This window comes from Duganella sp. AC237 (assembly GCF_979254035.1).
Genome location: NZ_CEEDEW010000003.1, coordinates 6,253,479 through 6,279,378 on the forward strand (window position 1 = coordinate 6,253,479; position 25,900 = coordinate 6,279,378).

A 25,900-nucleotide genomic window follows, 5' to 3' on the forward strand; every position below is an offset into this window, starting at 1 on the left:
TATGCAACTGCAGCGCATCCTCATCCCGGCCTTTCGCAATCTACGCGACCTTGACATTGCTTTCGATTCACACTTGCAGCTTGCGGCGGGCGCGCCAGCAGGTGCGCAGTCCAAGCCGATTCGCAGCCATGCGCTGATTGGTCAGAACGGCGCCGGCAAGTCCAACCTGATCGAAGCGCTGATCACGATCTTCCGCGATGTGGATTTGGACCGCGAAGCGGCATTTGATTACACGTTGGAATACAGCATTCGTGGCCACGTGGTGCGTATTGAGGCGGAGACCCGCAAACAGAAACGACCCTTTGTGTGGGTGGACGACAAAGTCGAATCGCAGGGCTATTTGCTTAAGAACCGCGAGCTGCTGCCCGCACACATTTTTGCCTATTACTCCGGCCGCAATGAGCGTATCGAGGCCTTATTTCAGGAGCATCAGCGCCGTTTCAATCAGCGCCAGGAAATCACCACCGACGAGGTGTTATCCGAGCGACTGTTGGAGAACTTCACGGGCTCTGAGACTGATATCCGTGCAGTGGAAGAGGCCAAACGCCGTCGCGAGTCGCGGCTGAAGCAAGCGGGCGACGACCGCTTGCGCCGCCTGTTCTATTGCCGTGGCGGGCACAGCCAGTTAGTTCTGCTGGCCTGTTTGCTGTCCGATGACCCGGTGTTCCAAAAGGTGCTGAAGAACCTGCACATTGAATCGCTGGAATCTGCGCTGTTTGTGTTGAAAGAACCGCACCGCCTGCGGGAAAAACGTCGTAGCGGAAAATTCGACGAGCAGGAACTGAACGAGGGCGACCCGCGCTTCTGGTATGCCCGAGGGAATGTGGTGAGCGAGTTTCTCGACAAGCTTTGGCAAGTGGCCTGGGCACCGATCGAGCAGGAAGCGACCAAACAAATAGACTTCCGTGGCCGCAGCGAGAAGCAGAAGCAGCTTTACTTGTTTGTGCCGAACCAGAACAAGCTCAAACAGCTGGGAGAGTTGGTGGGTGGCACCGACAGTTTCTTCCGCTATGCCGAAGGCGCTTATATCGGCGACCTGATCGACGAAGTGCGCATCACCGTCAAGAAGCGCGACGAACATGGTGGCAAAGTGATTTTCACCCTGCTGTCCGAAGGCGAGCTGCAAATGCTGACCGTGCTGGGCCTAATGCGCATTACCCGCGAAAATCATTGCCTGTTCTTGCTCGATGAGCCAGACACCCACCTGAACCCGATTTGGAAGCTGCGATATTTCGATGACATTGAAGGCGTGTTAGGAGATATCCACGACGGTGGATTCGACAGTGGCACATTTGATACAGGCTCCTTTGATACATCAGCCGGGCAATCTCAGATCCTAATCACCACCCACGACCCCATGATGGTGGGCAGCCTCAAGCGCGAGCAGGTGCATATCCTACGTCGCGATGGCAATCGCACGGTGGTGGATACTCCGGATGAACACCCGCAAGGCATGGGTGTGACCGGCCTGCTGAAAAGCGAGCTCTTCGGCTTGTCGTCCACGCTGGATATCGAAACCGAGCGTCGACTATTCAGGCGCAATGAGTTGTTTGTGAAAGCGCCGCGCTCGCCGGAGGAAGATGCCGAGTTGAGCCGCCTGTCTGCCGAGTTAGCCGATCTTGGTTTTTCAACCGCTGATTTTCGTGACCCTGATTACGCATTATTCGTACGCAAAATGGCGCAACACCGCCGCTTCCGAAAACCCGTTCTGACGCCCGAGGAGCAAGCCGAGCAGGACGCTATCGCCGACTCAGTCATCGACGAAATCCTGGGTGAGGAGGATGGCGAGTGATTTTCATCGATCTTGAAAACAAACTTCCCACCGATGCAAGCCTGCCTGCTCATATTCGCTGGTCCCAAGCAGATTGGGATGCATGGCTGGCTGAGACATCAAGCTTGGTTGCAGCACTTGCGAAGCTCAATGCAGCAGGGCAGATCAAAGAGCGCAATGAACTGATCGACAAGCGTAGCGACCATTGGGGAAAGCTGAAACCTTGGTTGCTGGCCTTATCTGGCGGCAAGTGCTGGTTCACCGAAGCTCGGGACATTGCATCGCATTTGGATGTTGAACACTTCCGCCCAAAGAAGACTGCTCGCAATGTCAAGGGACCCGAGCGAGACGGCTATTGGTGGCTGGCTTTCGACTTCATGAACTTCCGTATCGCCGGAACGGTACCCAATCGAAAAAAGGGGGTTTGGTTTCCGCTCCGATATGGATCTCAATGTTCGACGTACATCCGTCGTTGCGAAGGGGATGAAGTTCCTCACTTTCTCGATCCGACGAATGCCTATGACGTCACGCTGCTGGCGTTTGACGAAGAAGGCAAAGCCATTCCTGCACCAGGGATTACACGCTGGGAATACGTGCGGGTGAAGCGGACAGTGGAGCGGCTGAAACTCACTGAGCACCAAGCGTTGGCTGAGGAGCGCCGGAAGGTTTGGCAGAACACTACGAAGCTAATCAACAAGTATCTGCAGGCACTCTCAGAGTCACGAACTTCTGGTGCGGCACGAGAGCGACTAAAGGCAGCAGCGCGCGAAATAGTCTGCCTCACCAAGGCGGATGCCGAACTTTCGGCTGTCGCGAAATGGTGCGTCCGCTTGCGCAACAATTCGCAACTTTCGCGCCTGGTGGGATAAGGCAGTGATATGACCGAAATTCAAGCCCGCCTGCCTAGTGGGCTCCTGCTCTACGAAACAAATGATGCGTATGCCCGAGTGGAATGCCGACTCACGGAAGAAAGGGCTAGCGACGCCAAACGAAAGCAAGAAGAAGCCGCTTATTGGCAGGAATGAAAATCCCCGCGTTGGAATAGGCAGCTAACCGTCACAGTCGGGACCTGCCCGGTATCGACCGCGCTTTCCCGAATATATGATTTTATTGGTTGAACTCAACCAAAGCCCGAAGCCCTATACAGGCCTTCGGGCTTTTTCATTCCATCGAAAAAAAAGGCAATCATGAATCGTCTGAAATTTGGCATCATCTGTAGTAGTTCCTGTCAGCAGCGGTTGTAAACTGATACAAGCAGCGATTGAAAACTGATACACCGTTTTGAGATGATGGCTGCTTTGCGGAGCGGCCTTGAAACCCAACGAGGTATACGTGGAAATTCAGTTATTGAGTAAGCATGGGTTGAGTCTGCGGCGCATCGCCGCCGAGGTGGGCTGCGCGGTGAACACGGTGCGGCGGCACTTGGCACTAGAGGCAGTCCCGAAGTACGAGCGCAAGGTCAAGCGCCCTACGAAGCTGGCGGCGCACGAGAGCTATCTGCGCGAGCGCCAGACGGCAGCGCAGCCGAATTGGATACCGGCCAGCGTCTTGCACCGCGAGATTGTCGAGCGTGGCTACCAAGGTGGTCTCAGCCAGTTGCGTACGTTCATGCGCTCGTTGCGTCCGGCGCTGCCGGTCGAGCCCGAGGTGCGCTTCGAGACGGCGATGGGCGAGCAGTTGCAGGTCGACTGGGTCGAGTTCCGCAAAGGCAGCGCGCCGCTGCACGCGTTCTGCGCCACGATGGGCTACAGCCGCGCCAGCTACGTCGAATTCGTCAGCGACATGAAGGTGGCCACGCTGATCGGTTGCCACGAGCGCGCCTTTGCCGCGTTCGGCGGCGTGCCGCGCAAGGTCCTGTACGACAACATGAAGACGGTGGTGATCGAGCGCGACGTGTACGGCGACGGCCAGCACCGCTACCATGCCGGGTTCCTGGACTTTGCCAAGCACAGCGGCTTCATCATCAAGCTGTGCCAGCCGTACCGGGCCAAAACCAAGGGCAAGGTCGAGCGCTTCAACGGCTACCTGCGCCGTTCGTTTTACGTGCCGTTGGCGAGCCGCCTTGCCCAGAGCGGTTTGCAGCTCGACGTCGTGACGGCGAACGCCGAGGTGGCGCGGTGGCTGCGCGAGGTGGCCAACGCGCGGGTGCACGGCACGACGCAGGAGCAGCCGGTGGTGCGGATGGCGTTGGAAGTGCCGCACTTGCAGCAACTGGCGCCGCCGTGGCGTGGCGACGTGGCCGCCGCGCGGCCGCAGCTGGCCGAACCGGAGACGCCGCTACCGCGACCTGCCATCGTGGCCGAGCGGATCGCCGAAGCAGCGCCGGCGCAGCACCCGTTGGCGGTCTATGAGCAGTTGCTGATGAACGTCAAGCAAGGGGTGGCGGCATGAACCTGCAATATGAACGGATCGCCCAGATGTGCGAAGCGCTCAAGCTGTCTTTTGTCGCACAGGGCTACGGCGCAGCGGCCCAGCAGGCGGCCAAGGACGAGATAGCCTACAGCGACTTCCTGGAGGGACTGCTGCGCGAGGAAATGGCGGGACGGACGGTGCGCAAGCAGAGCATGATGACGCGCTTGGCCGGCTTCCCGGCGATCAAAACGCTGGAGCAGTTCAACTACGACTTCGCCAAGGGCGTCAAGCGCAGCCAGGTCGAGGAACTGGCCGGATTGGGCTTCATCGAGCGCAACGAAAACGTGGTGCTCGTCGGCCCCAGCGGCGTTGGCAAGACACACCTGGCGATGGCGTTGGGGTACAAGGCCACGCAGGCCGGCATCAAGACGCGCTTCATGACGGCGTCCGATTTGCTCCTGACGCTAACGACGGCGCACGCGCAAAACAGCTTGAAGACGGTGATGCACCGGGCCATCAAGACGTACAGGCTGCTGATTATTGACGAAATCGGCTACCTGCCGATGAACCGCGAACAAGCCAACCTGTTCTTCCAGGTGATCGCGGCGCTGTACGAAAAAGGCAGCCTGATCGTGACAAGCAATCTGCCGTTCGGGCAATGGGACGCGACGTTTGCGCAGGACGCAACGCTGACGGCAGCGCTGCTGGACCGCTTGCTGCACCACGCCCATATCGTGCCCATAGCTGGCGAAAGTTACCGGCTGAAGCATCAGCGACAAGCAGGAATTGTGCAGAGTATCAGGGGCGACCAGGCTGCTTGACCGGGCTACGAAAAGAGGAAAAATCCAGCGCGTGCTGGTGAAGGAGGTGTATCAGTTTTAAATCGCTGCGAGCGCCAAAACTGTATCAGTTTTCAATCGCTGTTGACAGTTCCGACTTGATCTGACAGTAAGGCCTTGCCAAGGGTGGGGTTACCCGGTTTGATAGAGGTGCGAATCTTTATTAAACCAGCGCGTAAGCGCCAAGGAGTAACCCCATGAGCAGTGTTCCTCAAAGCGTCATCAAACACAAGGTCGGTCTGTTAAATCTGGCAACCGGGCTTGGCAACGTCTCCCGCGCCTGCAAGGTGATGGGCTTTTCCCGCGACACTTTTTATCGCTACCAGTCGGCCGTCGAGGCCGGCGGAGTCGACGCCTTGATCGACGCGAATCGTAAGAAACCCAACCTCAAGAACCGCGTCGAAGAAGCCACGGAAACCGCCGTTGCAGCCTTCTCGCTGGAGCAGCCGGCCTTCGGGCAGGTTCGTGCGTCCAACGAGCTGCGCAAGCGTGGGATCTTCATTTCTCCGTCTGGTGTGCGCTCGGTTTGGCTTCGGCGCGATCTGGAGTCGTTCAAGAAGCGCCTGAAAGCGCTCGAAGCCCATGTGGCAGCGACCGGCGAAGTGCTGACCGAAGCCCAGGTCGTTGCGCTTGAACACAAGCAGGACGACGACGTCGCCCATGGCGAAATCGAGACTGCCCATCCCGGCTACCTTGGAAGCCAGGACACGTTTTACGTCGGCACGATTAAGGGTGCCGGCCGCATCTACCAGCAGACCTACGTTGACACTTATTCCAAGTGGGCTGCAGCCAAGCTGTACAACACGAAGACACCGATCACAGCGGCCGACCTCCTCAACGACCGTGTTCTTCCATTCATGGAAGAACACGGAATGGGTGTCATCCGCGTGCTGACCGATCGTGGTACGGAGTTTTGTGGCAAGGCCGAGTCGCACGACTATCAACTGTATCTGGCGCTAAACGACATCGAGCACACGAAGACCAAGGTAAGGCACCCGCAAACCAATGGCATTTGCGAGCGCTTCCACAAGACGATCTTGCAGGAGTTCTACCAAGTGGCGTTCCGTCGGAAAATCTATCGCAGCATCGAAGAACTCCAGGTCGACCTGGACGACTGGATCGCCTACTACAACAATGAGCGGACGCACCAGGGCAAGATGTGCTGTGGCCGGACGCCGGTGCAAACACTAATTGACGGAAAGGAGGTGTGGCACGATAAAATCACCACATTGAATAGCTGAATTTGACCTGACAGTCGCAGGCTTCAAACCGGGTAGCTGTCAGATCAGGTCGCGTTTACTACACATTACAGCTGCCGGCTAGCTGACATCATACGTCCCCTTCATCTTCCCAACCCGAGTCCGCTCGTTTCTTGATTTCGGAAAAGCCAAGATAATCCTTCAGACTCCATCGCTTTAGAGCGAACTTGGTCAGCCGCTCCTCAGCATAATCGTTTATTTTCCCATGAAGCTTGAGATAATAATTCTTGCTACGCGTCGCGTCTTTCATTTCCTTCAGAACTGATTCCGCGTCCCTCACCATCTTTCTAACCTGCTGCAAATCCGTCTGAGGCTCCTCGTCCTTACCCATATAATGGGCCAGCTTCTCTTCCAAGCTCGCATTGCTGGCCTGAATGTTAAGGCGCAACTCAAGTAGGACGAAATTACCAAGCCTGCGCTTTTCGAACCCATCGATCGCTCTGTTATTCTCCCCTTGCACGTTCCGGTTTTCGACTGCCCATACATGCTCGACTGAAAGATAATCTGCTGACTTACCTTCCTTACGAGATAAGGTTATCTTATCAATCTGAATCGTCTTATGTGGCTGCAACGCCTGCTCGTAGTTCATTAAGAAGTATCGCAACCCACCCCAATTATAGAAATCGTCTCTGGAATCCTGCTCCAGTTTCAATGAATTTTCCAACTTACTATCGGGACAGTACGCGAGCGCGAATTCTACCAATCTGTATTCCAAGGCCTGCTGGTCATCCTGTAGCACCTGCTTCTTAAGCTTGCGCTCCTCCACCGGAATACCGGCTAAAAGGTCACCGTGGTAATACGCTGCAGCGTAGCCATAGAGCCCACCCTGTCCCGTGTCATTTCGTACAGTCATGCCACGCGCCATATAGACACGGAAATTCATCCGCTCCAGGAGCTCTAACAAGCACTGAAGTGGGAGTCCCTGTCCTTCATGGCGAATTACTAGCGCCAAGAAGATCGGCATAATCGACGCATGCCTGTCCTGGCTGCGGATCTGATCTAATATCGGAATCAGGCCGTTGGGGACACCAGAGTGCTGCCGACCATATAAACGGGCATACCAAAGAGCCGCAAGTTTCATAAAATTCAAAAATGTGGCAATTTCCTGCACCTCTGCTTTGCTCTCAACGTCGTCTTTCATAACGCCATCTAAAATTATTCGCTTTTTCAGTTCGTCGTAACCATATTGACTATCAGTCTTATTGAGCCTGAAATGCACCACCATACAATAGCGCAGGAAGGCGCTTTCATCGTTGGGACTGGTCTTCTTGGCAGCGTTTAAATCGCGCAAAATAGACGACCAGTTCTCATCAATGCTTTCGCGCAAAGTAGGAGCGCCTAGCTTGACGCAACAATAGATGAGGTAATTCTTAACCTTCTCCAGCTCGCTGAGCGGTTTTCCACGGTTATTGATCACCTCGAACATGATGCCAGTTTCGGCATTTTCTCTTGGCGCATACACCAGAAAGCCAAGTTTATGCTCGATCACTCTACGCAGACTATCCGCAGCCGTACCTGCATCGAGCCGTTCTTGCATCCATTTTGCAATCAACTTCCTCGCTTTTAATAAGCGGTCGTGCGCCTCAAGATACATCGGTTCATTATTCGCGTTGCCCCCACCCATGATTACACGCTCGAAAAACTGCCGGGTATCCGAGTTGAGCCTCAAAACCGAACGATCCGCACCGACCGGCCCCCTGCGCAGGTACAACGAGTCGAAGTCTGCGCGATCGCTGGCCGGCAGATGCTCCGCCAGTACCCGCAAGAGAGTAATTAAGGTAGTAAGTCGCTGCTGGCCATCCACTACGTGATAGTCGGCCTCGCTATTCGACGGGTCTATCCGGCTTACTACCAGCGTACCGGCGTAATGGCGATGAGCCGCACTGTCGGCCATTAAGTGGTTCAGGTCTTTCAGCAGTTCTTCAACTTGCCTATCGTCCCACGCATATGCCCGTTGATAGTCTGGTACGGTAAATAACCGATTTTGAAAGATTTGTGGCAAACACATCAATTGGGCACCGAAAGCCGACTCGTCCGCAGGAGCCGGGTGAAGTTCTGTCAAATTACGAATCATGCTGGGCCACCAATTTCTATGTCAATACAGTCAAAGGCAAAGGTTGCAAGGGAGCTGCAAACTTCAGGTGATTTTACTCTGAAAAACATTTCACGATGAATGTAACCATGATGATTAGACAGGGCGACCTTGGTACGCATTCCTTACCTGGTATCTCTTCAGACATCAAGACTGAAAATCCTTGTTTCGGTCGTTCGATTTCGCCCTAAGCTACCAAGAATAAGCAATAGAATCATAGAGTTACGCGCATCAACCCGTAATTCTTTTTTACGTCCATGAAAAAATTAGCCCATAAGTAGGATACCTACCAATATGGTACGGTCAAGCGTAAATAAGGGCGTGTACGTCTGCCCTCACCCCGACCAAGAGACCGCTCCCTTCTATTTCTCGCACCGTCCGGCCGGCCGGTGACGTAAAATCCATGTGGCGTATTTGGGCTGAGAAGTTTTCCGCGTTCGAACATTTTGATTTCTCGTCATTGGGCGTTGCCATGCAAAATAAAAACCGGCCGGAGGAAGCACTTGCTCATCAAAATACCTGCTAGACATTGGATCGGACTCGTCATCCATTGCGCGGTGTTGTCGCCGTTGGCCGCCTCCGCCGCTCCCGCTGCAGCACCGCCGACGGCGCAAGAGCTGCTGGCCGCGCAAGACCAGGAACTCGTCAGCGGCATGCTTGTGTGGGCCAAGTCTATTTTCGCCTTGTCAAACGAGCTGGTGTTGGACCCGTCCTTGCGCCAGGCCGCAAACCAGATCGCACAGGAGCATTTGGCACGCATGCGAACGCTCGGGCCTGAGTGGATTGCGCACGAGCGGGCCGCGTCGGGGAATCCGAACCTGCCTGGCCGCGCGCTGACGCAGGCGCTCTACGCGCGTTCGATCAACGAATTAGCGATCTGGTCGGTGGAGAGCGGCGGGCCGGCGCAGGACGCGGCATGGCTGAAAGCCGCGCTGGCGCCGGCGTCTTGCTACACGCCTTCTTCGGCCTACTTTGCCCAGCGGATCGGGATGATCCAGGCCGCGCCCCTTGAGAGCCGACCGGCGCTCTTGGCGGGGGAACGGGAATTGCTGTCCCGTTGGGGAACCAGGCGCCAGCACTTGCCACCCCGTCCCACCCCGCAGGAGCTCAACGCTGCCGATCAAGCCATCGCGCGGATGCGCACCGGCATGCCGGTCGTCGCCGAGCCCATGGCGCCTGGCTTGGCGGGGTGGCTTTTCGACCTGGACCGCAAACCGGGCCAGTCGGACGGGGCGCAGCAGTGGGACAGGTGGAGCAGGTGCGTCAAAAGCCAATGGTGGCTCGCTTCTCAATTGGCAGAGGGCAAGGTCGACAAGACGACGGCACTCAGCATCTATCGCTATTCCACGATGGTCAACGCCGGTGAGTACGCGCCGGCGTCCGCGTCCCGCATGGCTGCCGTAGCGCGCCCAGGCGAAGGAACGCCGGCCTATCCACCCGTTGCCGCCTTTTTCGGCGCGCAAGGATCGACCACCGTCGAGGCGCTCACCGACGGGCAGGGCAAGTTCATCAAGGCCCATGTGGTGGCGCGCAAGATCGCGGTCCCGGGCGTGCACGACAACGCCCCCATCGCCTTCGATACGCTGTTGGACGCCGCCGCGTTGGACTACGCCGGGAAGCGGCAAAAATATGCGCCGGGCACCGACCCGGTTGTGCGCTTTGAACTGTTGTGGAAATTGAGCGAGGCTAACAATGAAGTTCCCTAATTTTTCGCGCGCGCTGTGCGCGATGACGCTCGCGGCGTTGGCCGTCATGCCGGCGAAGGCCCAGGATCGGGTCGCGCCCAACGTGGTCGAGCTGGTCGAGACGGCCTATCGGCAGGGCGACTTTGCCGAACTCGAGCGCTTGTACGCGATCTACGGCAAGGCGGGGGTGCGGTCCGAAGTCACTGGCACTCCGCGCGTAACCCATTTCTGGATGGGAATTGGCAAGATCAACGACGCCAGCCTCCGGGTCACCGACGCGCATTACCAGCAACTCGACGCGCTGACGAAGCAATGGGCCGGCAAATACCCGCAGTCGGTGCTGGCACAACTGCTCTACGCCAGCGCCCTGCTCACACATGCTTCGGCCCAGCGCGGCAGCGGGTATTCAAATACCGTCTCGCCGGCGGCGTGGGCCGGTTTTCAGAAATACCTCGACCTGGCCAACGAGCAATTACAAAAAACCGAGGCGCTCGCCGCCAAGGACAGCAGCTGGAACCGCAGCATGCTGGTGACCGGCCGCCTGCTGGGCTGGAACGGTGAAGGTCTGATGCGGATATTCGAGGCCGGCATTGCCAAAAATCCCGATGACGATGATCTCTACTTCCTGATGGAGGAGGCCCTGCTGCCGAAGTGGGGCGGCGATCTCAAATCGGCGCAACGCTTCATCGCGTGGGTGGACAAACACACCCGCGACCAGCGCGGCCTGGAAATGTATGCAAGGCTTTACGCGGGCCTGAGCTATAGCGAGTTGAACCAGACGCTGTTCACCAGCACCAACGCATCCTGGACCAGCATGAAGATCGGCTTTGAAGATCGGTTGAAGCGCTACCCGCATACCGACCATCGGAACATGTATGCCTATTTCGCCTGCATGGCCAATGACCGCCCTTCGTTGCAAGAACAGCTTGAACTGATTGGTGACAAGTTCAACCCCATCTTTTGGGGCACCAATCCCGAACGCACTTTCGAGGCATGCAAGAAGCTGGCGCAACAAGTATAGGCGCGGGTGGCCCGCTTCCTGGCGCAAAAAGTGGGAGCGGGACTGGGATCGGGTCACGTACTGCTCGGAACGCTGCCGGCGCACCGCCGCGCCGGCGAAAAGCCTTCCGGTATAAGATCAGCGCGCTAGCGCAGCACCACCAGCTTGGCTTTTTTGCCGGCGCGGTAGGTGGAAACGCTCAGCGCGCCATCGCGGATATCGCCGTTGGCGTCGAAGCGGATCGTGCCGGTCAGGCCGGGATACTGGATTTGGCGCAGCACCGGCAGGAACTTGACCGGGTCCGTGGAGCCGGCTTGCCGCATGGCCGCCGCCACCGTCATCGTGGCGTCGTAGGCATGCGGGGCATAGGTCTGGATGTCGCTGTGGAAGCGCGCATGGAAGCGGGCCACGAAATCGGCGACGGCTTTTTCGTGCGCCGCATCGATGCCGCCGGCCTCGGCGCAGTAGACCGCGCCGTCGCGCAAAGTCCCACCGGCGAGCGTGGGCAGCGCTTCGGTGCAGATGCCGTCGCCGCCCATGAAAGGCAGCGCCATGCCGAGCGCCTTCATCTGGCGCAGCACGCCCCCGGCGGTGGCGTCCATGCCGCCGAAGAACACCAGGTCCGGCTTCTTGGCGCGGATTCGGGTCAGGATGGCGCTGAAATCGCTGGCCTTGGCGGTGGTGAATTCGCGGCCGATGATTTTCAGACCCGGCACGCTAGCCTCTGCGCTTTTGATGAACTCGTCCGCCACGCCCTGCCCGTAGGCGGAGCGGTCGTCGATCACGGCGATCCGGCGCGCGCCCAGGTCGTTGACCGCGTAGCGGCCCAGCGAGCGTCCCAGCATGTTGTCGTTGGCAACCACGCGAAACGCGCCGGCGAATTTCTGCCGGGTGTACGCGGGGGTGGTGGCGGACGGCGAGATCTGCACCACGCCGGCGGCGTTGTAGATGCGCGAGGCCGGCACGGTGGTGCCGGAGTTGGCGTGGCCGATGACCGCCTTCACGCCCGCGTCGACCAGTTTCTGCGCCACGGCCGTGCCCTGTTTCGGATCGGCCGCGTCATCCTCGCTTTGCATGACAAAGACCGCCTTGCGCCCGCCGATGGTGACGCCGCGCGCATTCAAATCCTCGATCGCCAGCGCCACGCCATTTTCCATCGCCTTGCCCAGGTGCGCGATCTCGCCGGACAGCGGCCCGGCCACGCCGATCTTGACCACGTCCTGCGCCATGACGGCGCCGCTCCACAGGCCAGCCAGCAAAAGGGAAAGAATGCGCGTCATTGCGGCTCCAAAGGTTGAGTAATGCCGCATTCTAACAACCTGACAACCATCAGGCCGATCGTCTCCGACCGAAGTTATTCCCCGGCCTGGCCTTTGCTCTAGAATGATGACATTTCCATCACTATACGGGCGAGCTATGAAACGGGTGATCTTCAATCAAAAAGGTGGCGTGGGCAAATCGACGATCGCCGTCAACCTCGCCGCCATCGCGGCAAGCCAGGGAAAGCGGACGCTGCTGATCGACATCGACCCGCAGTGCAATGCCAGCCGCTACGTGCTGGGCGCGGCGGCGCGCGAGGTGTCGCCGACCTTGGGCGCCTACTTCGAACAAGTGCTCAGCTTCAGCCAGTTCGCCCAGCCGGCCGGCCATTACGTCCACCCGACGCCGTTCGACAACCTGTCCGTCATCGTGGCCCACCCCGAACTGGGCGACCTACAATCGAAGCTCGAATCGCGCAACAAAATCTACAAGCTGCGCGATTTGCTGCGCGAACTGGACAAGGAGTACGACGAAATCTTTGTCGACACGCCGCCCGCCTACAACTTCTTCAGCCAGTCCGCCCTGATCGGCGCCGACAGCTGCCTGATTCCCTTCGACTGCGACGATTTTTCGCGCCAGGCGCTGTACACCCTGATCAACAACATCAAGGAGATCAGGGCCGACCACAACGCCGACCTGGTCATCGAGGACATCGTCGTCAACCAGTTTCAACCACGGGCATTGCTGCCGCAGCGCATGGTCGAACAGTTGAAGGAGGAAGGCTTGCCCGTGTTCGACAACAAGCTGTCGAGCTCGATCCGCATCCGCGAATCGCACGAGCGCAATTTGCCGATGATCCACCTCGACCGCAACCACAAGCTCAGCCAGGAGTACCTGGCGCTGTATGGCGAGTTGCGGACCGCATAGGCGGGCCGACGGTGTCAGCGCCCGCGCCCATACGCGGCGGGCGTTTGGCCGAAGGTCCGCTTGAACAGGCTGATGAAGGCGCTCGCGCTGGAGTAGCCCAGATCGAACGCGACCGCCTGCACCGGCATGCCTTCGGCAAGCATTTGCAGCGACCGCATCAACCTGGCCCGTTGCCGCCATGCAGTGAAGTTGAATCCGGTCTCGGCGACAAAACGCCGGCTCAAGGTGCGCGCGCCGATGGCCGCCCAGCCGGCCCAGCTGTCCAGATCGCGATCGTCGGCCGGATCGGCGATCAGCGCCTGGGCGATCTTTTGCAGGCGGGCATCCGTTGGTAGCGGCAAGCCGAAGGGCTCGACGGGCAGGGTCCTGATCTCGTCGAGGATGACGTCGGCGATGCGCTGTTTTTGCTCGCTCCACTCCCCCTCCGGCCACGTACTCGCACGCAGCACCGCCTCCCGCAGCAGGCCGGAAGTACGGATAGTGCAGGGTTGCCGGGGCAAATCATGGCAAGCCTCCTCCGCAACGTAGGCGCTCCAGCCACGAAACGGTCCGTGCGACCGGCCCGAGTGCAGTTGATGCGGCGGCAGCCAGACCGCATGGATCGCCGGCACGATCCACACGCCGTCTTCCACGCCGACGGACAGCAGCCCTTGCATCGACGCGAACAACTGTCCCCGCGAATGCCGGTGCGCCGCGGTGACCAGCTCCTCCTCCTGGCTGCCCTCGGCGACGAACACCACCGGGCCTTCCGAGGAATTGCTGGCATGGCGATTGATGGATATTTTGCCCATGGCCGCATTTTGACATTGAATGGCGTGGATGGCGTACAGCCGCCACAAAAATCGCATTAATCTGAGGGCTTGAACAAGCAAGGAGCCAGACCATGCGCGCAACCCGCGATTTACCAGAGACCACAGACAAGACAGCCGCCAGCGAGGGAACCGTCGATCTCGACGCACTGTACGCCCCGCCCTCCGAGATGATCCAGAAAGCGGTGCTGGACCACCTGGTCGATTTCCACCTGGAGTATCTGCACGCGGCGACGTTCTTCTGTCTGGCGACGGGCAGCGAACAAGGGCTGGACGCGTCGCCGCGCGGCGGCCCCGCCGGCTTCGTGCAGGCGCTCGACGCGCACACGGTGGCCTTTGCCGATTGGCCGGGCAACAACCGCATCGAATCGCTGCGCAACCTCCAGCAGGACGGTCGCCTGGGCATGCTGTTCATCTTCCCCGGACTGGAGATCTTCATGCGCATCAACGGCCGCGGCGAGCTATCGACCGATCCGGCATTGCTGGCGCGGCTGGCCGAAGGCGATCGGCTGCCGAAGACGGCAACCGTGGTCCGCATCAATCAAGTGCTGCTCCACTGCGGCAAGGCCGTCAACCGCGCCAAGCTATGGCGCACCGAGTCGCAACTGGCGCCGGCCGCATTACCGAGTGTGGGCAAGATCATCGCCGCGCTCGGCAAACGCGAGCATCCCCAAGCGTCGATGGACGACGCGCAGATCGAACAGATCAACCAGCACTACGAGCATTCGGTACGGCACGATCTGTACTAGCAGCCGCTACGATATCCATTTCGATATCGGGTAGACAACAAACTTCATTGGACCGCCGCGCGGTATCGGCCTACCGTCGGCGGACAAACCCGTTCCCGACGAGAGAATAACAATGAAGAGACTACTCACCGCTCTGAGCCTCGCGGCCGGCGCGCAGCTGTGCATGGCGGCGCCGCCCGCCCCCTCCCCCGCTCCGGTCAAACTGACGGTCGACGCGGCCAAGGTCCAGGGGCCGATGACGCCGATCTGGGCCTGGTTCGGTTACGACGAACCCAACTACACCACCGCGCCCAACGGCAAGAAGCTGCTCAGCGATATCGCCGCGCTGAGCCCGGTCCCGGTGTATGTGCGCGCGCACAACCTGATGACCTCGGGCGACGGCAGCTACGCGCTCAAATGGGGTTCGACCGACATGTACAGCGAGGACAAGGACGGCAAGCCGGTCTACAACTGGACCATCGTCGACCAGATCTTCGACACCTATATTGAGCGCGGCATGAAACCGCTGGCGCAGATCGGCTTCATGCCGCAAGCGCTGTCTCAGCGCCCGCATCCCTACCAGCACCAATGGAAGCCGGGCACGCGCTACGAGGAGATCATGACCGGCTGGGCCACGCCGCCCAACGACTACGACAAGTGGGCCGAGCTGATCTACCAGTGGGTCCGGCACAGCGTGGCGCGCTACGGGCAAAAAGAAGTTGAGAGCTGGTACTGGGAAGTGTGGAACGAGCCCGACGGCCACTACCTGATCGCATCGGACACCAAGCTGGAGTATTTCAAGATGTACGACTACGCGGCCGACGCCGTCAAGCGCGCGCTGCCGACGGCGCGCATGGGCGGACCGCACACGGCCGGCGCTGGAAGCTTCATGGACGCCTTCCTCGAGCACGTCCTGCGCGGCAAGAATTATGCGACCGGCAAGACCGGCTCGCCGCTCGACTTCGTGGCCTTCCACGCCAAGGGCTTGCCCAAGCTGGTCGACGGCGTGGTGCGCATGGGCATGGATACCCATTTCAAACGGCTCGACGAAGGCTTCGCGCTGGTCGAGAAATATCCCGAGCTCAAGGGCGTTCCGGTGATCATCGGCGAATCCGATCCGGAAGGCTGCGCCGCCTGCGGCATGCAGACCAACCCGGAAAACGCCTACCGCAACGGCACCCTGTATTCGAGCTATACGGCGGCCTCGATCGCGCGCGAGTTCGAGCTGGCCGCCAAGCGCGGCGTCAACCTGATCGGCGCCGTCAACTGGTCGTTCGAGTTCGAGGACCAGCCCTGGTTCGCCGGTTTCCGCGACCTCGCCACCAACGGCGTCAACAAACCGGTGCTGAACGTGTTCCGCATGTTCGGCATGATGCAAGGCGACCGGGTGGCGGTCGGCGGCGACCAGGCCTACGACGCGGCGCGCATCATGGCCGACGGCGTGCGCGGCCCGCGCACCGACATCAACGCACTGGCGACCCGGGATAAAAACAGCATCGCGGTGATGGTGTGGAACTACCACGACGACGACGTCATCGACGCCGGCGCGCCGGTGGAACTGCGCATCGCCGGCATCCCGGCCAAACAGGTGCAACTGCGCCACTTCCGGGTCGACGACAACACCAGCAACTCGTACACCGCATGGAAGCGCATGGGCGCGCCGGCCAATCCGACCAGGGCGCAAATTGCCGCGCTCCAGAAAGCCAGCGAACTGGCACAAGTGGGGGCCACGTCGACGCTCAAAACGCAAAACGGCAACGCGCTGGTGAAGATGCAACTGCCGCGCCAGGCGGTATCACTTGTCATCCTGAGCTACAAGTAAGACCGCCTCGATGGAAGTCATACACTGATTGGCGCCCGCCACCCCAACGCGCGGCGAGCGCCACGATTTTTTAGCCGCGCCTATACTGGTTTTGCAGCGCCATGCATCAATTGACGATCGTTATTATTGAAAGGAGCCAGCATGCAAACCACGTGGATTCTCGCCGCCAATGCGGGCAGGGCAAGGTTGTTTGCCGAGTCGGACCCGGCCAAGCCCTTGCAGGAAATCGAAGACATGATCAACCCGGCCGTGCGCTTACGCGTGCTGGAGACGGAGTCGGACAAAATAGGCCCCACCGCCGCCACTAACAGCGGCCACAACATCGGAGGCACCCAGGGCGTCGGCTTCGCGCACAACGGCAAGGTCGGCGCGCCCAACAAGGCCTACCAGCCCGCGCATACGCCGGCCGAGCAGGAGGCCGAGCAGTTCGCCAAAGATATTTCCAACTACCTGTTGAAAGCGCATCAGGAAGGCCGCTTCGACCAACTGGTCGTGTCCGCCTCACCGCAGTTTCTCGGGGCGCTGCGGTCCTTTATGGACCCGCACGTCAAGGCGCTGATCAAGAACGAGTTCCACAAGGACTACACCCATTCGACCGCACACCAGCTGCGCGAGCAACTGCAAGCACAGCAGGCCAGCGCGGGATGAGTACGCGGCCGGCGCCGACCGTGGCGGCGGCCCGGCTTGCGGCCGCCGCCATCGTAACAAGTCAGCCCACCACTGCACCGCCTAATTCGCGATCACGAACGGCCACCCATCGGCCGTGAAGCCGAGCGGGTTGATGCCCAGCGTGGCCGCGCCGCCGTTGTTGCCATCGTAATAGTGATAAACGAACGTTGGCCGGTTGTTGTTGCCCGCATCGGTGAACACGCTGCCGCCGCCCGGGCCGATCACATTGCCATGGGTGCTGAGCAGGATCGTGCCGCCGCCGGAGGTCAGCGGCACGCCGCCGCGGTCCACATACGGCCCGGTCACGCTGGTCGAGCGGCCGACGATCGTACGGTACGGCGAGTCAGCCCTGCAGCAGGGATTGATCGGCGCGAAGAAATAGTAATAGCCGTTGTAGTAATAGATGAACGGTCCCTCGACGGCCGACGTCGGCGAGCCGCGCCGCGCGATCGTATAGACGGTGGTGTTGGTGGTCGATTGCAGGCCGGTGGCCGGATTCAGTTGCATCAGATGCAGGCCGTCGGTCCACGAGCCCCACGTCATCCACCAGTTGCCGCTGGCGTCGCGGAACGGCGCCGGATCGATCGCGTTGTCGGTGGTCTTCTTGAAACCGGCCGGCGGCGTGTCGTTGCTGGTCCAGGACCGGGTGACGACGCCCTTGTCGGTCCATGGTCCTTGCGGCGCGGAACTGGTGGCGACGCCGATCAGCGCCTTGGCCTCCGTGCTCGGCAAGTACGGGATCGAGTAGTACTGGTAATAGGTGCCGTTCACCACCATCAGGCTGGGCGCCCAGATGTCCGTGTTGGCGCCGTTGTTCCATCCCTTCGGCGTCTGCAGGCCGCTCCATGAAGGGAAATCCGGCCCGATCGACGGGCACGTCGCATAGCCGCCCTTTTGCGCCGTGGTGCAGTTGGTGTACGGCGTGAAGGTGTTGAGGTCGGTCGAAGTGGCCAGGGTCTGGTGGCTGCCGTAGAGCCAGTAAGTCCCGCCCGAATCCCTCAGCATGTAGGGATCATGGACGAAACGGCCGTTGCCGCTGACGGCGCGCGGCAGCGGGTACGGACGCACCTGCGTGTTCACCAGTTGCCATTCCTGGCAGGCGCAGCCGGTCAAGCCCCATTGGTCGATGGTGGCGGTGTTCAGGTTACTGGCCTGGAACACCTCCAGATACTTGCCGCTGTTGACGTTCTGGATCAGGAAGTTGCCGCTGGCGGCCTGAGTGACGGTCCACAAGTGATCGCGCGTGCCGCTGTCGGCCCACTGGACGATTTGCGCGCCGTCCGCCGTCGAGGCGCTGGATACCCCCAGCACCTGGTGCGTCAGCATGTTCTCGATGTTGTATTCGCCATTGCCCATCGGCATAAAGTGCCACAGGTGGTCGGTGGTGCCGTTGTCGGCCCACTGGACCACTTTGGCGCCGGCGGCCTGGCTGGCGCCGTCGATGCCCAGCACCAGCCCGCTGGCGGCGTTCTTGATCTTGTATTGCACGCTGGTGTTCATCGTGATCGCGGCGTGCGCGGAAAAGGCGGAGCCGGCCAAGCAGGCCAGCATCGCCAACCATAGAAGTATGCGTTTCATTATTGTCTCCAAGGATAGTGATCAGGTCGTCCGGAGCAATGCATGAACCGTTCTTATCGGGAGGACCCCGGCTCCGAACCGCGTGTGTCGATTTATTATTATTGCCAGCCCATGCTACTGGGCGCCCGCCTATCCCTCCAATCACATTTTTTCCGGCGCCGATACGGGTTTCGGTATGCGCGCCGCCGCCGCGCAGCGTCCAAGCGCCCGTATTACTCAGCAGCTGAAAACGCGTTTCACATCGCGGGATCGCGCCGCAATCAGCGCCGACACAGCCATATCATTTTTTGAAAGTTGGTTTCACATGCCAAAATTCATAAATCAAGTCATTGAAATTAAACGGATAAATTTATGTCCTATGTCTTATATAAGACCTTGATGCAACGCACCAAAATACCCTACTATTTAGTCATGGAGTTCGCCATTGAAAACCCAGCGGAACTCGACGATTTCCCTAACGCGCTTTTTTCTTTCAGGAGATTCACATGTCCCAATACCAAGACGACATCAAGGCAGTTGCCGGTTTAAAAGAACAACAAGGCAGCGCCTGGAACGCGATCAACCCCGAGTCGGCCGCCCGCATGCGCGCGCAGAACAAGTTCAAGACCGGCCTGGACATCGCTAAATACACCGCCAAGATCATGCGCGCCGACATGGCCGCCTACGACGCCGACTCGTCCAAGTACACCCAGTCGCTCGGTTGCTGGCACGGTTTCATCGGCCAGCAGAAGATGATCTCGATCAAGAAGCACTTCAACAGCACCGACCGCCGCTACCTCTACCTGTCGGGCTGGATGGTCGCCGCGCTGCGCTCCGAGTTCGGCCCGCTGCCGGACCAGTCGATGCACGAGAAAACCGCCGTCACCGCGCTGATCAAGGAGCTCTACACCTTCCTGCGCCAGGCCGATGCCCGCGAGCTGGGCGGCCTGTTCCGTGAACTGGACGCCGCCGAAGGTTCGGCCAAGGCCGCCATCCAGGAGAAAATCGACAACCACATCACCCACGTGGTGCCGATCATCGCCGACATCGACGCCGGCTTCGGCAACGCCGAGGCGACCTACCTGCTGGCCAAGCAATTCATCGAGGCGGGCGCCTGCTGCATCCAGATCGAAAACCAGGTGTCCGACGAGAAGCAATGCGGCCACCAGGACGGCAAGGTCACCGTGCCGCACGAGGACTTCCTGGCCAAGATCCGCGCCATCCGCTACGCCTTCCTGGAACTGGGCGTGGACGACGGCGTCATCGTCGCCCGCACCGACTCGCTCGGCGCCGGCCTGACCAAGCAGATCGCCGTGACCGCCAAGCCGGGCGACCTGGGCGACCAGTACAACGCCTTCCTCGACTGCGAGGAAGTGTCGGCCGACGCGCTGGGCAACGGCGACGTCATCATCAAGCGCGACGGCAAGTTGCTGCGTCCGAAGCGCCTGCCGAGCAACCTGTTCCAGTTCCGCGCCGGCACCGGCGAGGCGCGCTGCGTGCTCGACTGCATCACCTCGCTGCAGAACGGCGCCGACCTGCTGTGGATCGAAACCGAAAAACCGCACATCTCGCAGATCGGCGGCATGGTCAGCGAAATCCGCAAGGTCATCCCTAACGCCAAGCTGGTCTACAACAACAGCCCGTCGTTCAACTGGACCCTGAACTTCCGCCAGCAGGTGTACGACGCGATGAAGGAAGCGGGCAAGGATGTGTCGTCCTACGAGCGCAGCAAGCTGATGAGCGTGGAATACGACCAGAGCGAACTGGCGATCACCGCCGACGAAAAGATCCGCACCTTCCAGGCCGACGCGGCCCGCGAAGCCGGCATCTTCCACCACCTGATCACCTTGCCGACCTACCACACCGCCGCGCTGTCGACCGACAACCTGGCCAAGGAGTACTTCGGCGAGCAAGGCATGCTGGGCTACGTGGCCGGCGTGCAGCGCAAGGAAATCCGCCAGGGCATCGCCTGCGTCAAGCACCAGAACATGTCCGGCTCGGATATCGGCGACGACCACAAGGATTACTTCAGTGGCGAAGCGGCATTGAAGGCCGCCGGTAAAGACAACACCATGAACCAGTTCTAAGATCCACAAGATCCAATGACTACCTCAAAAGCTCGCTACGGCGGGCTTTTTTTTTCGCCGGGATGGCGGATAATCGGCAAGCGACCAGCAACCCCAACCAAGGAGCACATCATGGCACGCCACCGTTTCGATGACGCATGGGCCGCTTCGATATGGAGAAAAGTCCCGAGGCCGTCGAGGCGCTGGTGGACGAGTTTTTGGCGCGCGACTACACCAATCCGCTGGCGGAAGCGGAAGTCAAAGGCGGCCGCTTCGACTTCCTGAAGTGCATGGACCTGTACCACAGCAAGGCGCTCGACAAGCTGGTCAAGCGCCTGGTGATCCATCCGCAGCGCAGCTATCGGCAGGAAAGCCGCGCCCGCCGCTAGCGCGCATGCTGCTTTAAAACTCTTCCCACTCGTCGTTCTTGCCGGCCGTGGAGGCTGCGGGAATCTTCCTGGCCGGCGCGCCGATGCGTGCGGGCGTACGCGGCGCCGCCGCAGCGACTCGGCGCGCCGGCGCGGCCCGGACGGCGGGCGCCTTGGCCGGGCGCGCGAGGGCCGGAACCGCCGGTCCCGCCGCGCTCGCCGCCAGCTTGAACACGCTGACCACGTCGGCCAGCCGCGCCGCCTGCTCCTGCATCGCCTCCGACGCGGCGGCCGCCTCCTCCACCAGCGCGGCGTTTTGCTGCGTCACGTCGTCCATCTGCACGATCGCCTGGTTGATCTGCTCGATGCCGGAGGTCTGCTCGGCGCTGGCCGATGTGATCTCGGCCATGATGTCGGTGACGCGCCGCACGCTCTCGACCAGTTCGGTCATGGTGCCGCCGGCCTGGCGCACCAGCGCGCTGCCGGCGCTGACCTTCAGGCTCGAATCGTCGATCAGCGCCTTGATCTCCTTGGCCGCGCCCGCCGAGCGCTGCGCCAGGTTGCGCACCTCGGTGGCGACCACGGCAAAGCCGCGCCCCTGCTCGCCGGCACGGGCGGCCTCGACGGCGGCGTTCAGCGCCAGGATGTTGGTCTGGAAGGCGATGCCGTCGATGACGCCGATGATGTCGGAGATCTTGCTCGACGAATTGTCGATCTCGCCCATGGTGTCGACCACCTGGCCGATGACGTCGCCGCCGCGGCGGGCCACCGTCGATGCCGCCTCGGCCAGGGCGTTGGCCTGGCGCGCGTTGTCGGCGTTTTGCTTGACGGTCGAGGTCAACTCTTCCATCGACGATGCCGTCTCCTCCAGCGAGCTGGCCTGCTGCTCGGTGCGCGACGACAGGTCCTGGCTGCCGGCGGCGACCTGGGCCGAGGCCGAGGCGATGGTTTCCGTACCGCTGCGCACCGTGCTGACGGTCTCGACCAGGCTGTCGTTCATGGCCTTGAGCGCCTGCAGCAACTGGCCCAGCTCGTCGCGACGGTCGACCTCGATACGGCTGGTGAGGTCACCGGCGGCAACGGTGTTGGCCACGTGCAGCGCCTGCGCCACCGGGCGCGTGATCGAGACGGTGATCACATAGCCGAGCCAGCCGGCCAGTGCCAGGATCCCGACGCCCAGGGCGATCATGATGTTGCGCGTGCTCACATAGGCCGCCTGGGCGTCGGTCGCCACCTGCCTGGCCGATTGCGATTGCACCGCGATCTGGTCGGCAATCGCTTTCTTGTAGGCGCCCAGAACCGGCCTGAGCTGGTCCGACAGATACGCGCGCGACTCCTCGTGTTTGTTATCGGCAATCAGTTTGAGCAAATCGTCCTGGCCCTTGACGTACTTGGCGTTCGATTCGACCATCGTGGCCAGCACCGTGCGCGCCTGCGGCAGGCGCAGCGTGCGGTCCAGCTTGTCGAGGTTTTTCTGCGACTCCTGGCGCAGCGTCGCGATGCGCTCGGCCTGGCCCTGGCGGTCGGCCGCCACGTCGGTGAGCATCATGTTGCGCAGGGAAATGGCGATATTGCTGATGTTTTGATCGAGCGCGTTGGCCGTTTCGATCTTGGGCATCCGGTCGTTGGCGATCAGATCGGTGGTGTCGTTGACCTGGCTGAGCACCTTCAACCCGAAGACGGTCACCACCGCCAGCATCAAACAGATGGCGCCGAAGGCCAGCGCGAGCCGCTTGCCGATGTTGAGATTCGAGATTTTCATGAGTCACCTTGCGGAATTATGGACGTGGTCGGCGAAGATTTGTATTTCGGTACAGCAAGATACTATGTCCAATTTGGTGCATTTCCGATGGCTAAACGTTAAAGGCGCCGTGATTTTGTAAACTTTCGCACCGTTATGGTTCGAAAATACAACAATCACCGCGCCGTTCCGGGCTGCACGTTGAATTGCTGGATGGCCTTGATGTGCCGCATCGGCGGCGCGCCGAACATGCGGCGGTATTCGCGGCTGAACTGGGTGGGGCTTTCATAGCCGACGCGGAAGGCGGCGGTGGCCGCATCGGCCGCCTCGCTGAGCATCAACTCGCGCGCATGATGCAGGCGCAAGTGTTTTTGATACTGGAGCGGGCTCATCGCGGTCATGGCGCGGAAGTGGTGGTGCAACGTCGACACGCCCATGCGCGCGATCTCGGCCAGTTGCTCGACGCGCAGCGGCGCCATGTAATTTTCCTTGAGCCAGGCAATCGTCGCCGCCACCCGGTTGGTCTGCGTGCCCGACAGCGCGATGCGCCGCAGATAGGCGCCCTGCTCCCCGCTCAGCAGCCGGTACAGGATCTCCTCGTGGATATGCATGGCGAGAAAGGGGATATCGCGCGGCGTGTCCATCAGCCCGATCAGGCGCGCCAGCGCGTCGAACAGCCCGCTGGTGGCCGTCCCTACCGCGATGGCCATCTCCCCGCGCTGGGGCTCGTCGGCGCGCACATCGTGCTGCACGATGATGCGGCGCAGGCATTCCAGGTCCAGCCGCAGCAAGGCCGCGTAGTAGGGCTCGGCGTCGCTGGCGTCGAGAATCTGCACCGTCGTCGGCAGATCGATCGCCGTCAGCAGGAAGTTCGATTCGTCATAGTCCAGGACCGCCGCGCCGACCACCACCCGCTTGCGGCCACGAATGATCAAGGACACGCTGGGTTCATAGATGCTCGAAAACGGCGCCGACGGTTCGGTCAGGCGATACAGGGTCAGGCCAGGAATGCCGGTCTCCAACACTGAAGAGCACCAGTCCAGGCGCTCGCAATCGGCCAAGATGCGCTGTCGCACGGGCAAAGTGTGCTCGCTGGCCGGCCGGTCTTTCAACTCTGATGCTTTCACAGGCGCTCCCGAAATCTCACCCTGCCAGTCTAGCCGTTCGCGCGTGGATTTCACCAGCACATTACTTCACGGCGACAGGATTGGGCAAGAGTTGGACAGGATCGAGCTAGCGCATCGGCTATTTTTCCATCGGGGGAAACACCGAGAAGTCGGGCAGCGGATGGCGTTTGAGTTCAGCCTCGTTACCGATCCGCATCACCGACGCGTTGGTGCCATCGTAGGCGGGCCAGGCCGGCAAATCTTTGCCCTCCGGGCTGCCGGTGGCGGCGAAATTGACCCAGGTCCGGGCCAGCCGCCCGGCCAGCTCGCGGTCCGACGCCGTCCACCTACGACCATCCTTGTCGAGATTGTCGAACACGTACGGGATCTCGGCCCCATGCCCGGCGCCGCAGCCATAACCGCACGGCGTCGACGGCTCGGCCGGCTGGTGCGCAAAATAGTAGGCATACGATTTGGAACGGGCATGTCGCGCGTGCAAATCGGCCCAGGACAGGATGCCCCATGCCCACCAGTCGTTGGTCAGCTGATCGATCGACGCTTTCGCCTGTGCGTCGGTGGCCCCGCGATAACGGGCCAGCAATGTTGCCGACGGTGCGTAGCCGAGCAAGGTCGTGACCAGCTCGCGGTGCCTGGCGGCAGTGAACTCGGCGGTGTCCAGGATCTCAGGCGCCAGGTCCTTGCCCTCCTCCGCATTCCAGCCGACCAGCAGCGGGACGTCGTTGTGGCGGCGCTGGCGGTAGCTGGTGATCAAATCTTCGCGCAACACGTAGCCGTCGACAATCGCCCGCGCCGACCAGGCCGGCTTCTGCAATTGGGCGACGCCCATCGTCCGCAGCCGTGCCAGGTTGGTCGCGCCGAGGCCCTTTGCGAAGGCCAGTCCTTCGGCTTCTGCGCCGCGGCGGTCCAAGCGGGCCTGGTCGTCCGCGTTGAGCGGCAAGGCGTAGCCGCTTTCGGCGACGGCGCTGTGGAACAAGCCTTTGGCCAGTGGCGAGCCGATCAGCACGCCAACCGACGTACCGCCGGCCGACTCGCCGGCGATCATCACGCGGTTCGGATCGCCACCGAAGGCGGCGATATTGCTTTTGACCCAGCGCAGCGCCGCGATCTGGTCTTGCAAGCCCTGGTTGCCGGAGGCGCGCGCCGGCGACTCGGCCGACAGTTCCGGGTGAGAGAAGAAGCCGAAGATGCCGAGGCGGTAGTTCAGCGTCACGACGATGGCGCCGTGCCGGGCCAGGTTGGCGCCGTCGAAGCCGGCTTGCGCGGCGGTACCGCCGTAGTAGCCGCCGCCGTAGATCCACACGATCACCGGCAGCTTGTCGGCCTTCTCCGGCGCCCAGACGTTGAGGTACAGGCAGTCCTCGCTTTTCGGGTGGGTCACCCACACGGCGGTCTGCGCGCACGCGGCGGCAAAGCGGTCGGCCTGCTTGACGCCCTTCCACGGCACCACCGCCTGCGGCGACCGCCAGCGCAGCGCGCCGACCGGCGGCGCGGCAAATGGCACGCCCAGGTAAGTGCGCATCGCGCCGGCGCGGGTGCCGGCGATCTGGCCTCCGGTAACGTTGACGGTGGCGGTCGGCCCGGCGTGATCGGCCGCAACAGCCGTGCCGGCCGCCAGGCCCCCGAGGTGCAACGCGACCAGGGTGGCCGCACGTAAAAGTCTCATTATTATATTCTCCGATAATGGTCGGAATGCTACTCGCTTTATTGCTTGGCAATAGTGTGAATTTGCGCAGCACCGTTTTCGAAATTCACCAGCGGCTTGCCGCAAAAAAACGCGCCGGGGACCGAAGTCCGCGACGCGCAAATGAAATCGCCCCCTTGCGGCGAC

At 60.9% G+C, this 25,900-nt stretch carries 21 protein-coding genes; 14 read left to right on the forward strand and 7 right to left on the reverse strand.

The window, feature by feature from the left end; translation table 11 throughout:
- Position 1: 1 nt before the first annotated feature.
- From AC0IYS_RS27680 to AC0IYS_RS27700, 5 genes are all read left to right on the forward strand, one after another.
- On the forward strand, positions 2–1,792 hold the full coding sequence (locus AC0IYS_RS27680) for an AAA family ATPase (RefSeq protein ID WP_471708184.1): 1,791 nt from the start codon (positions 2–4) through the stop codon (positions 1,790–1,792).
- Positions 1,789–2,640, forward strand: coding sequence for a hypothetical protein (locus tag AC0IYS_RS27685; protein WP_471708185.1), 852 nt, complete (start codon positions 1,789–1,791; stop codon positions 2,638–2,640). Before AC0IYS_RS27680 ends, AC0IYS_RS27685 begins: the two co-directional genes overlap by 4 nt.
- A gap of 442 nt (positions 2,641–3,082) precedes the next feature.
- Positions 3,083–4,162 (forward strand): IS21 family transposase, encoded by a 1,080-nt coding sequence (gene istA / locus AC0IYS_RS27690; RefSeq protein WP_471703273.1) that lies wholly within the window; start codon positions 3,083–3,085, stop codon positions 4,160–4,162.
- On the forward strand, positions 4,159–4,944 hold the full coding sequence (gene istB / locus AC0IYS_RS27695) for an IS21-like element helper ATPase IstB (protein ID WP_471703272.1): 786 nt from the start codon (positions 4,159–4,161) through the stop codon (positions 4,942–4,944). The genes istA and istB overlap by 4 nt, the downstream gene beginning before the upstream one ends.
- Positions 4,945–5,159: 215 nt before the next feature.
- The gene (locus tag AC0IYS_RS27700) at positions 5,160–6,203 is read left to right on the forward strand and encodes an IS481 family transposase (RefSeq protein ID WP_471708186.1); all 1,044 of its coding nucleotides are present in this window, start codon (positions 5,160–5,162) and stop codon (positions 6,201–6,203) included.
- A gap of 88 nt (positions 6,204–6,291) precedes the next feature.
- On the opposite strand, the gene AC0IYS_RS27705 is transcribed toward AC0IYS_RS27700, so the two are convergent.
- The gene (locus tag AC0IYS_RS27705; RefSeq protein ID WP_471708187.1) at positions 6,292–8,295 is read right to left on the reverse strand and encodes a DUF262 domain-containing protein; all 2,004 of its coding nucleotides are present in this window, start codon (positions 8,293–8,295) and stop codon (positions 6,292–6,294) included.
- Positions 8,296–8,816: 521 nt separating this feature from the next.
- Between AC0IYS_RS27705 and AC0IYS_RS27710 the strand changes: the two genes are divergently transcribed.
- Genes AC0IYS_RS27710 through AC0IYS_RS27720 form a run of 3 tightly spaced genes read left to right on the forward strand, consistent with a single transcriptional unit; the run spans position 8,817 to position 11,134 of the window.
- The gene (locus AC0IYS_RS27710; protein ID WP_471708188.1) at positions 8,817–10,019 is read left to right on the forward strand and encodes an energy transducer TonB; all 1,203 of its coding nucleotides are present in this window, start codon (positions 8,817–8,819) and stop codon (positions 10,017–10,019) included.
- On the forward strand, positions 10,006–11,019 hold the full coding sequence (locus AC0IYS_RS27715; RefSeq protein WP_471708189.1) for a DUF4034 domain-containing protein: 1,014 nt from the start codon (positions 10,006–10,008) through the stop codon (positions 11,017–11,019). Before AC0IYS_RS27710 ends, AC0IYS_RS27715 begins: the two co-directional genes overlap by 14 nt.
- Complete coding sequence (locus AC0IYS_RS27720) at positions 10,937–11,134, forward strand: DUF2256 domain-containing protein (RefSeq protein WP_471708190.1); 198 nt, start codon at positions 10,937–10,939, stop codon at positions 11,132–11,134. The genes AC0IYS_RS27715 and AC0IYS_RS27720 overlap by 83 nt, the downstream gene beginning before the upstream one ends.
- A 10-nt stretch (positions 11,135–11,144) precedes the next feature.
- Here the strand turns inward: AC0IYS_RS27720 and AC0IYS_RS27725 are convergent, their stop codons facing one another.
- Positions 11,145–12,278, reverse strand: coding sequence for a branched-chain amino acid ABC transporter substrate-binding protein (locus tag AC0IYS_RS27725; protein ID WP_471708191.1), 1,134 nt, complete (start codon positions 12,276–12,278; stop codon positions 11,145–11,147).
- Between the two features lie 136 nt (positions 12,279–12,414).
- Between AC0IYS_RS27725 and AC0IYS_RS27730 the strand changes: the two genes are divergently transcribed.
- Positions 12,415–13,185 (forward strand): ParA family protein, encoded by a 771-nt coding sequence (locus tag AC0IYS_RS27730; RefSeq protein ID WP_471708192.1) that lies wholly within the window; start codon positions 12,415–12,417, stop codon positions 13,183–13,185.
- Positions 13,186–13,199: 14 nt separating this feature from the next.
- Here AC0IYS_RS27730 and AC0IYS_RS27735 read toward each other — a convergent pair whose 3' ends face one another.
- Positions 13,200–13,976, reverse strand: a complete 777-nt coding sequence (locus tag AC0IYS_RS27735) for an AraC family transcriptional regulator (protein WP_471708193.1) — start codon at positions 13,974–13,976, stop codon at positions 13,200–13,202.
- 92 nt (positions 13,977–14,068) lie between these two features.
- Here AC0IYS_RS27735 and AC0IYS_RS27740 point away from each other — a divergent pair, with 92 nt between their 5' ends.
- The 3 genes from AC0IYS_RS27740 (at position 14,069) to AC0IYS_RS27750 (ending at position 17,192) form a co-directional block, all read left to right on the forward strand.
- The gene (locus AC0IYS_RS27740; RefSeq protein WP_471708194.1) at positions 14,069–14,743 is read left to right on the forward strand and encodes a pyridoxamine 5'-phosphate oxidase family protein; all 675 of its coding nucleotides are present in this window, start codon (positions 14,069–14,071) and stop codon (positions 14,741–14,743) included.
- A 112-nt stretch (positions 14,744–14,855) separates the two neighbouring features.
- The gene (locus tag AC0IYS_RS27745; RefSeq protein WP_471708195.1) at positions 14,856–16,544 is read left to right on the forward strand and encodes a GH39 family glycosyl hydrolase; all 1,689 of its coding nucleotides are present in this window, start codon (positions 14,856–14,858) and stop codon (positions 16,542–16,544) included.
- A gap of 141 nt (positions 16,545–16,685) precedes the next feature.
- The gene (locus AC0IYS_RS27750) at positions 16,686–17,192 is read left to right on the forward strand and encodes a host attachment protein (protein ID WP_471708196.1); all 507 of its coding nucleotides are present in this window, start codon (positions 16,686–16,688) and stop codon (positions 17,190–17,192) included.
- 81 nt (positions 17,193–17,273) lie between these two features.
- Here AC0IYS_RS27750 and AC0IYS_RS27755 read toward each other — a convergent pair whose 3' ends face one another.
- On the reverse strand, positions 17,274–18,791 hold the full coding sequence (locus AC0IYS_RS27755) for a family 43 glycosylhydrolase (protein WP_471708197.1): 1,518 nt from the start codon (positions 18,789–18,791) through the stop codon (positions 17,274–17,276).
- 485 nt (positions 18,792–19,276) lie between these two features.
- Here AC0IYS_RS27755 and AC0IYS_RS27760 point away from each other — a divergent pair, with 485 nt between their 5' ends.
- Both AC0IYS_RS27760 and AC0IYS_RS27765 read left to right on the forward strand, forming a co-directional pair.
- Positions 19,277–20,857 (forward strand): isocitrate lyase, encoded by a 1,581-nt coding sequence (locus AC0IYS_RS27760; RefSeq protein WP_471708198.1) that lies wholly within the window; start codon positions 19,277–19,279, stop codon positions 20,855–20,857.
- Between the two features lie 137 nt (positions 20,858–20,994).
- Positions 20,995–21,225 carry a T6SS amidase immunity protein Tai4 family protein gene (locus AC0IYS_RS27765; protein WP_471708199.1) on the forward strand — a complete coding sequence of 77 codons (231 nt, stop codon included), beginning with the start codon at positions 20,995–20,997 and terminating at the stop codon, positions 21,223–21,225.
- A gap of 13 nt (positions 21,226–21,238) precedes the next feature.
- Here AC0IYS_RS27765 and AC0IYS_RS27770 read toward each other — a convergent pair whose 3' ends face one another.
- The 3 genes from AC0IYS_RS27770 to AC0IYS_RS27780 form a co-directional block, all read right to left on the reverse strand.
- A complete protein-coding gene (locus AC0IYS_RS27770; protein ID WP_471708200.1) occupies positions 21,239–22,966 on the reverse strand; it encodes a methyl-accepting chemotaxis protein in 1,728 nt (575 codons plus the stop codon).
- Positions 22,967–23,121: 155 nt separating this feature from the next.
- Positions 23,122–24,072: an AraC family transcriptional regulator gene (locus tag AC0IYS_RS27775; RefSeq protein ID WP_471708201.1), complete on the reverse strand. Its 951-nt coding sequence runs from the start codon at positions 24,070–24,072 to the stop codon at positions 23,122–23,124.
- Between the two features lie 118 nt (positions 24,073–24,190).
- The gene (locus tag AC0IYS_RS27780; protein ID WP_471708202.1) at positions 24,191–25,735 is read right to left on the reverse strand and encodes a carboxylesterase/lipase family protein; all 1,545 of its coding nucleotides are present in this window, start codon (positions 25,733–25,735) and stop codon (positions 24,191–24,193) included.
- Positions 25,736–25,900 lie beyond the last annotated feature (165 nt).

Excerpts from the sequence above, each read along its gene's own strand:
- AC0IYS_RS27700 (WP_471708186.1), top strand. The coding sequence starts at position 5,160 with ATGAGCAGTGTTCCTCAAAGCGTCATCAAACACAAGGTCGGTCTGTTA.
- AC0IYS_RS27765 (WP_471708199.1), top strand. The coding sequence starts at position 20,995 with ATGGGCCGCTTCGATATGGAGAAAAGTCCCGAGGCCGTCGAGGCGCTG.
- AC0IYS_RS27780 (WP_471708202.1), bottom strand. The coding sequence starts at position 25,735 with ATGAGACTTTTACGTGCGGCCACCCTGGTCGCGTTGCACCTCGGGGGC.
- AC0IYS_RS27760 (WP_471708198.1), top strand. The coding sequence starts at position 19,277 with ATGTCCCAATACCAAGACGACATCAAGGCAGTTGCCGGTTTAAAAGAA.
- AC0IYS_RS27705 (WP_471708187.1), bottom strand. The coding sequence starts at position 8,295 with ATGATTCGTAATTTGACAGAACTTCACCCGGCTCCTGCGGACGAGTCG.
- AC0IYS_RS27680 (WP_471708184.1), top strand. The coding sequence starts at position 2 with ATGCAACTGCAGCGCATCCTCATCCCGGCCTTTCGCAATCTACGCGAC.
- AC0IYS_RS27725 (WP_471708191.1), bottom strand. The coding sequence starts at position 12,278 with ATGACGCGCATTCTTTCCCTTTTGCTGGCTGGCCTGTGGAGCGGCGCC.
- AC0IYS_RS27735 (WP_471708193.1), bottom strand. The coding sequence starts at position 13,976 with ATGGGCAAAATATCCATCAATCGCCATGCCAGCAATTCCTCGGAAGGC.
- AC0IYS_RS27750 (WP_471708196.1), top strand. The coding sequence starts at position 16,686 with ATGCAAACCACGTGGATTCTCGCCGCCAATGCGGGCAGGGCAAGGTTG.
- istB (WP_471703272.1), top strand. The coding sequence starts at position 4,159 with ATGAACCTGCAATATGAACGGATCGCCCAGATGTGCGAAGCGCTCAAG.
- AC0IYS_RS27755 (WP_471708197.1), bottom strand. The coding sequence starts at position 18,791 with ATGAAACGCATACTTCTATGGTTGGCGATGCTGGCCTGCTTGGCCGGC.
- AC0IYS_RS27730 (WP_471708192.1), top strand. The coding sequence starts at position 12,415 with ATGAAACGGGTGATCTTCAATCAAAAAGGTGGCGTGGGCAAATCGACG.
- AC0IYS_RS27745 (WP_471708195.1), top strand. The coding sequence starts at position 14,856 with ATGAAGAGACTACTCACCGCTCTGAGCCTCGCGGCCGGCGCGCAGCTG.
- AC0IYS_RS27740 (WP_471708194.1), top strand. The coding sequence starts at position 14,069 with ATGCGCGCAACCCGCGATTTACCAGAGACCACAGACAAGACAGCCGCC.
- AC0IYS_RS27715 (WP_471708189.1), top strand. The coding sequence starts at position 10,006 with ATGAAGTTCCCTAATTTTTCGCGCGCGCTGTGCGCGATGACGCTCGCG.
- AC0IYS_RS27770 (WP_471708200.1), bottom strand. The coding sequence starts at position 22,966 with ATGAAAATCTCGAATCTCAACATCGGCAAGCGGCTCGCGCTGGCCTTC.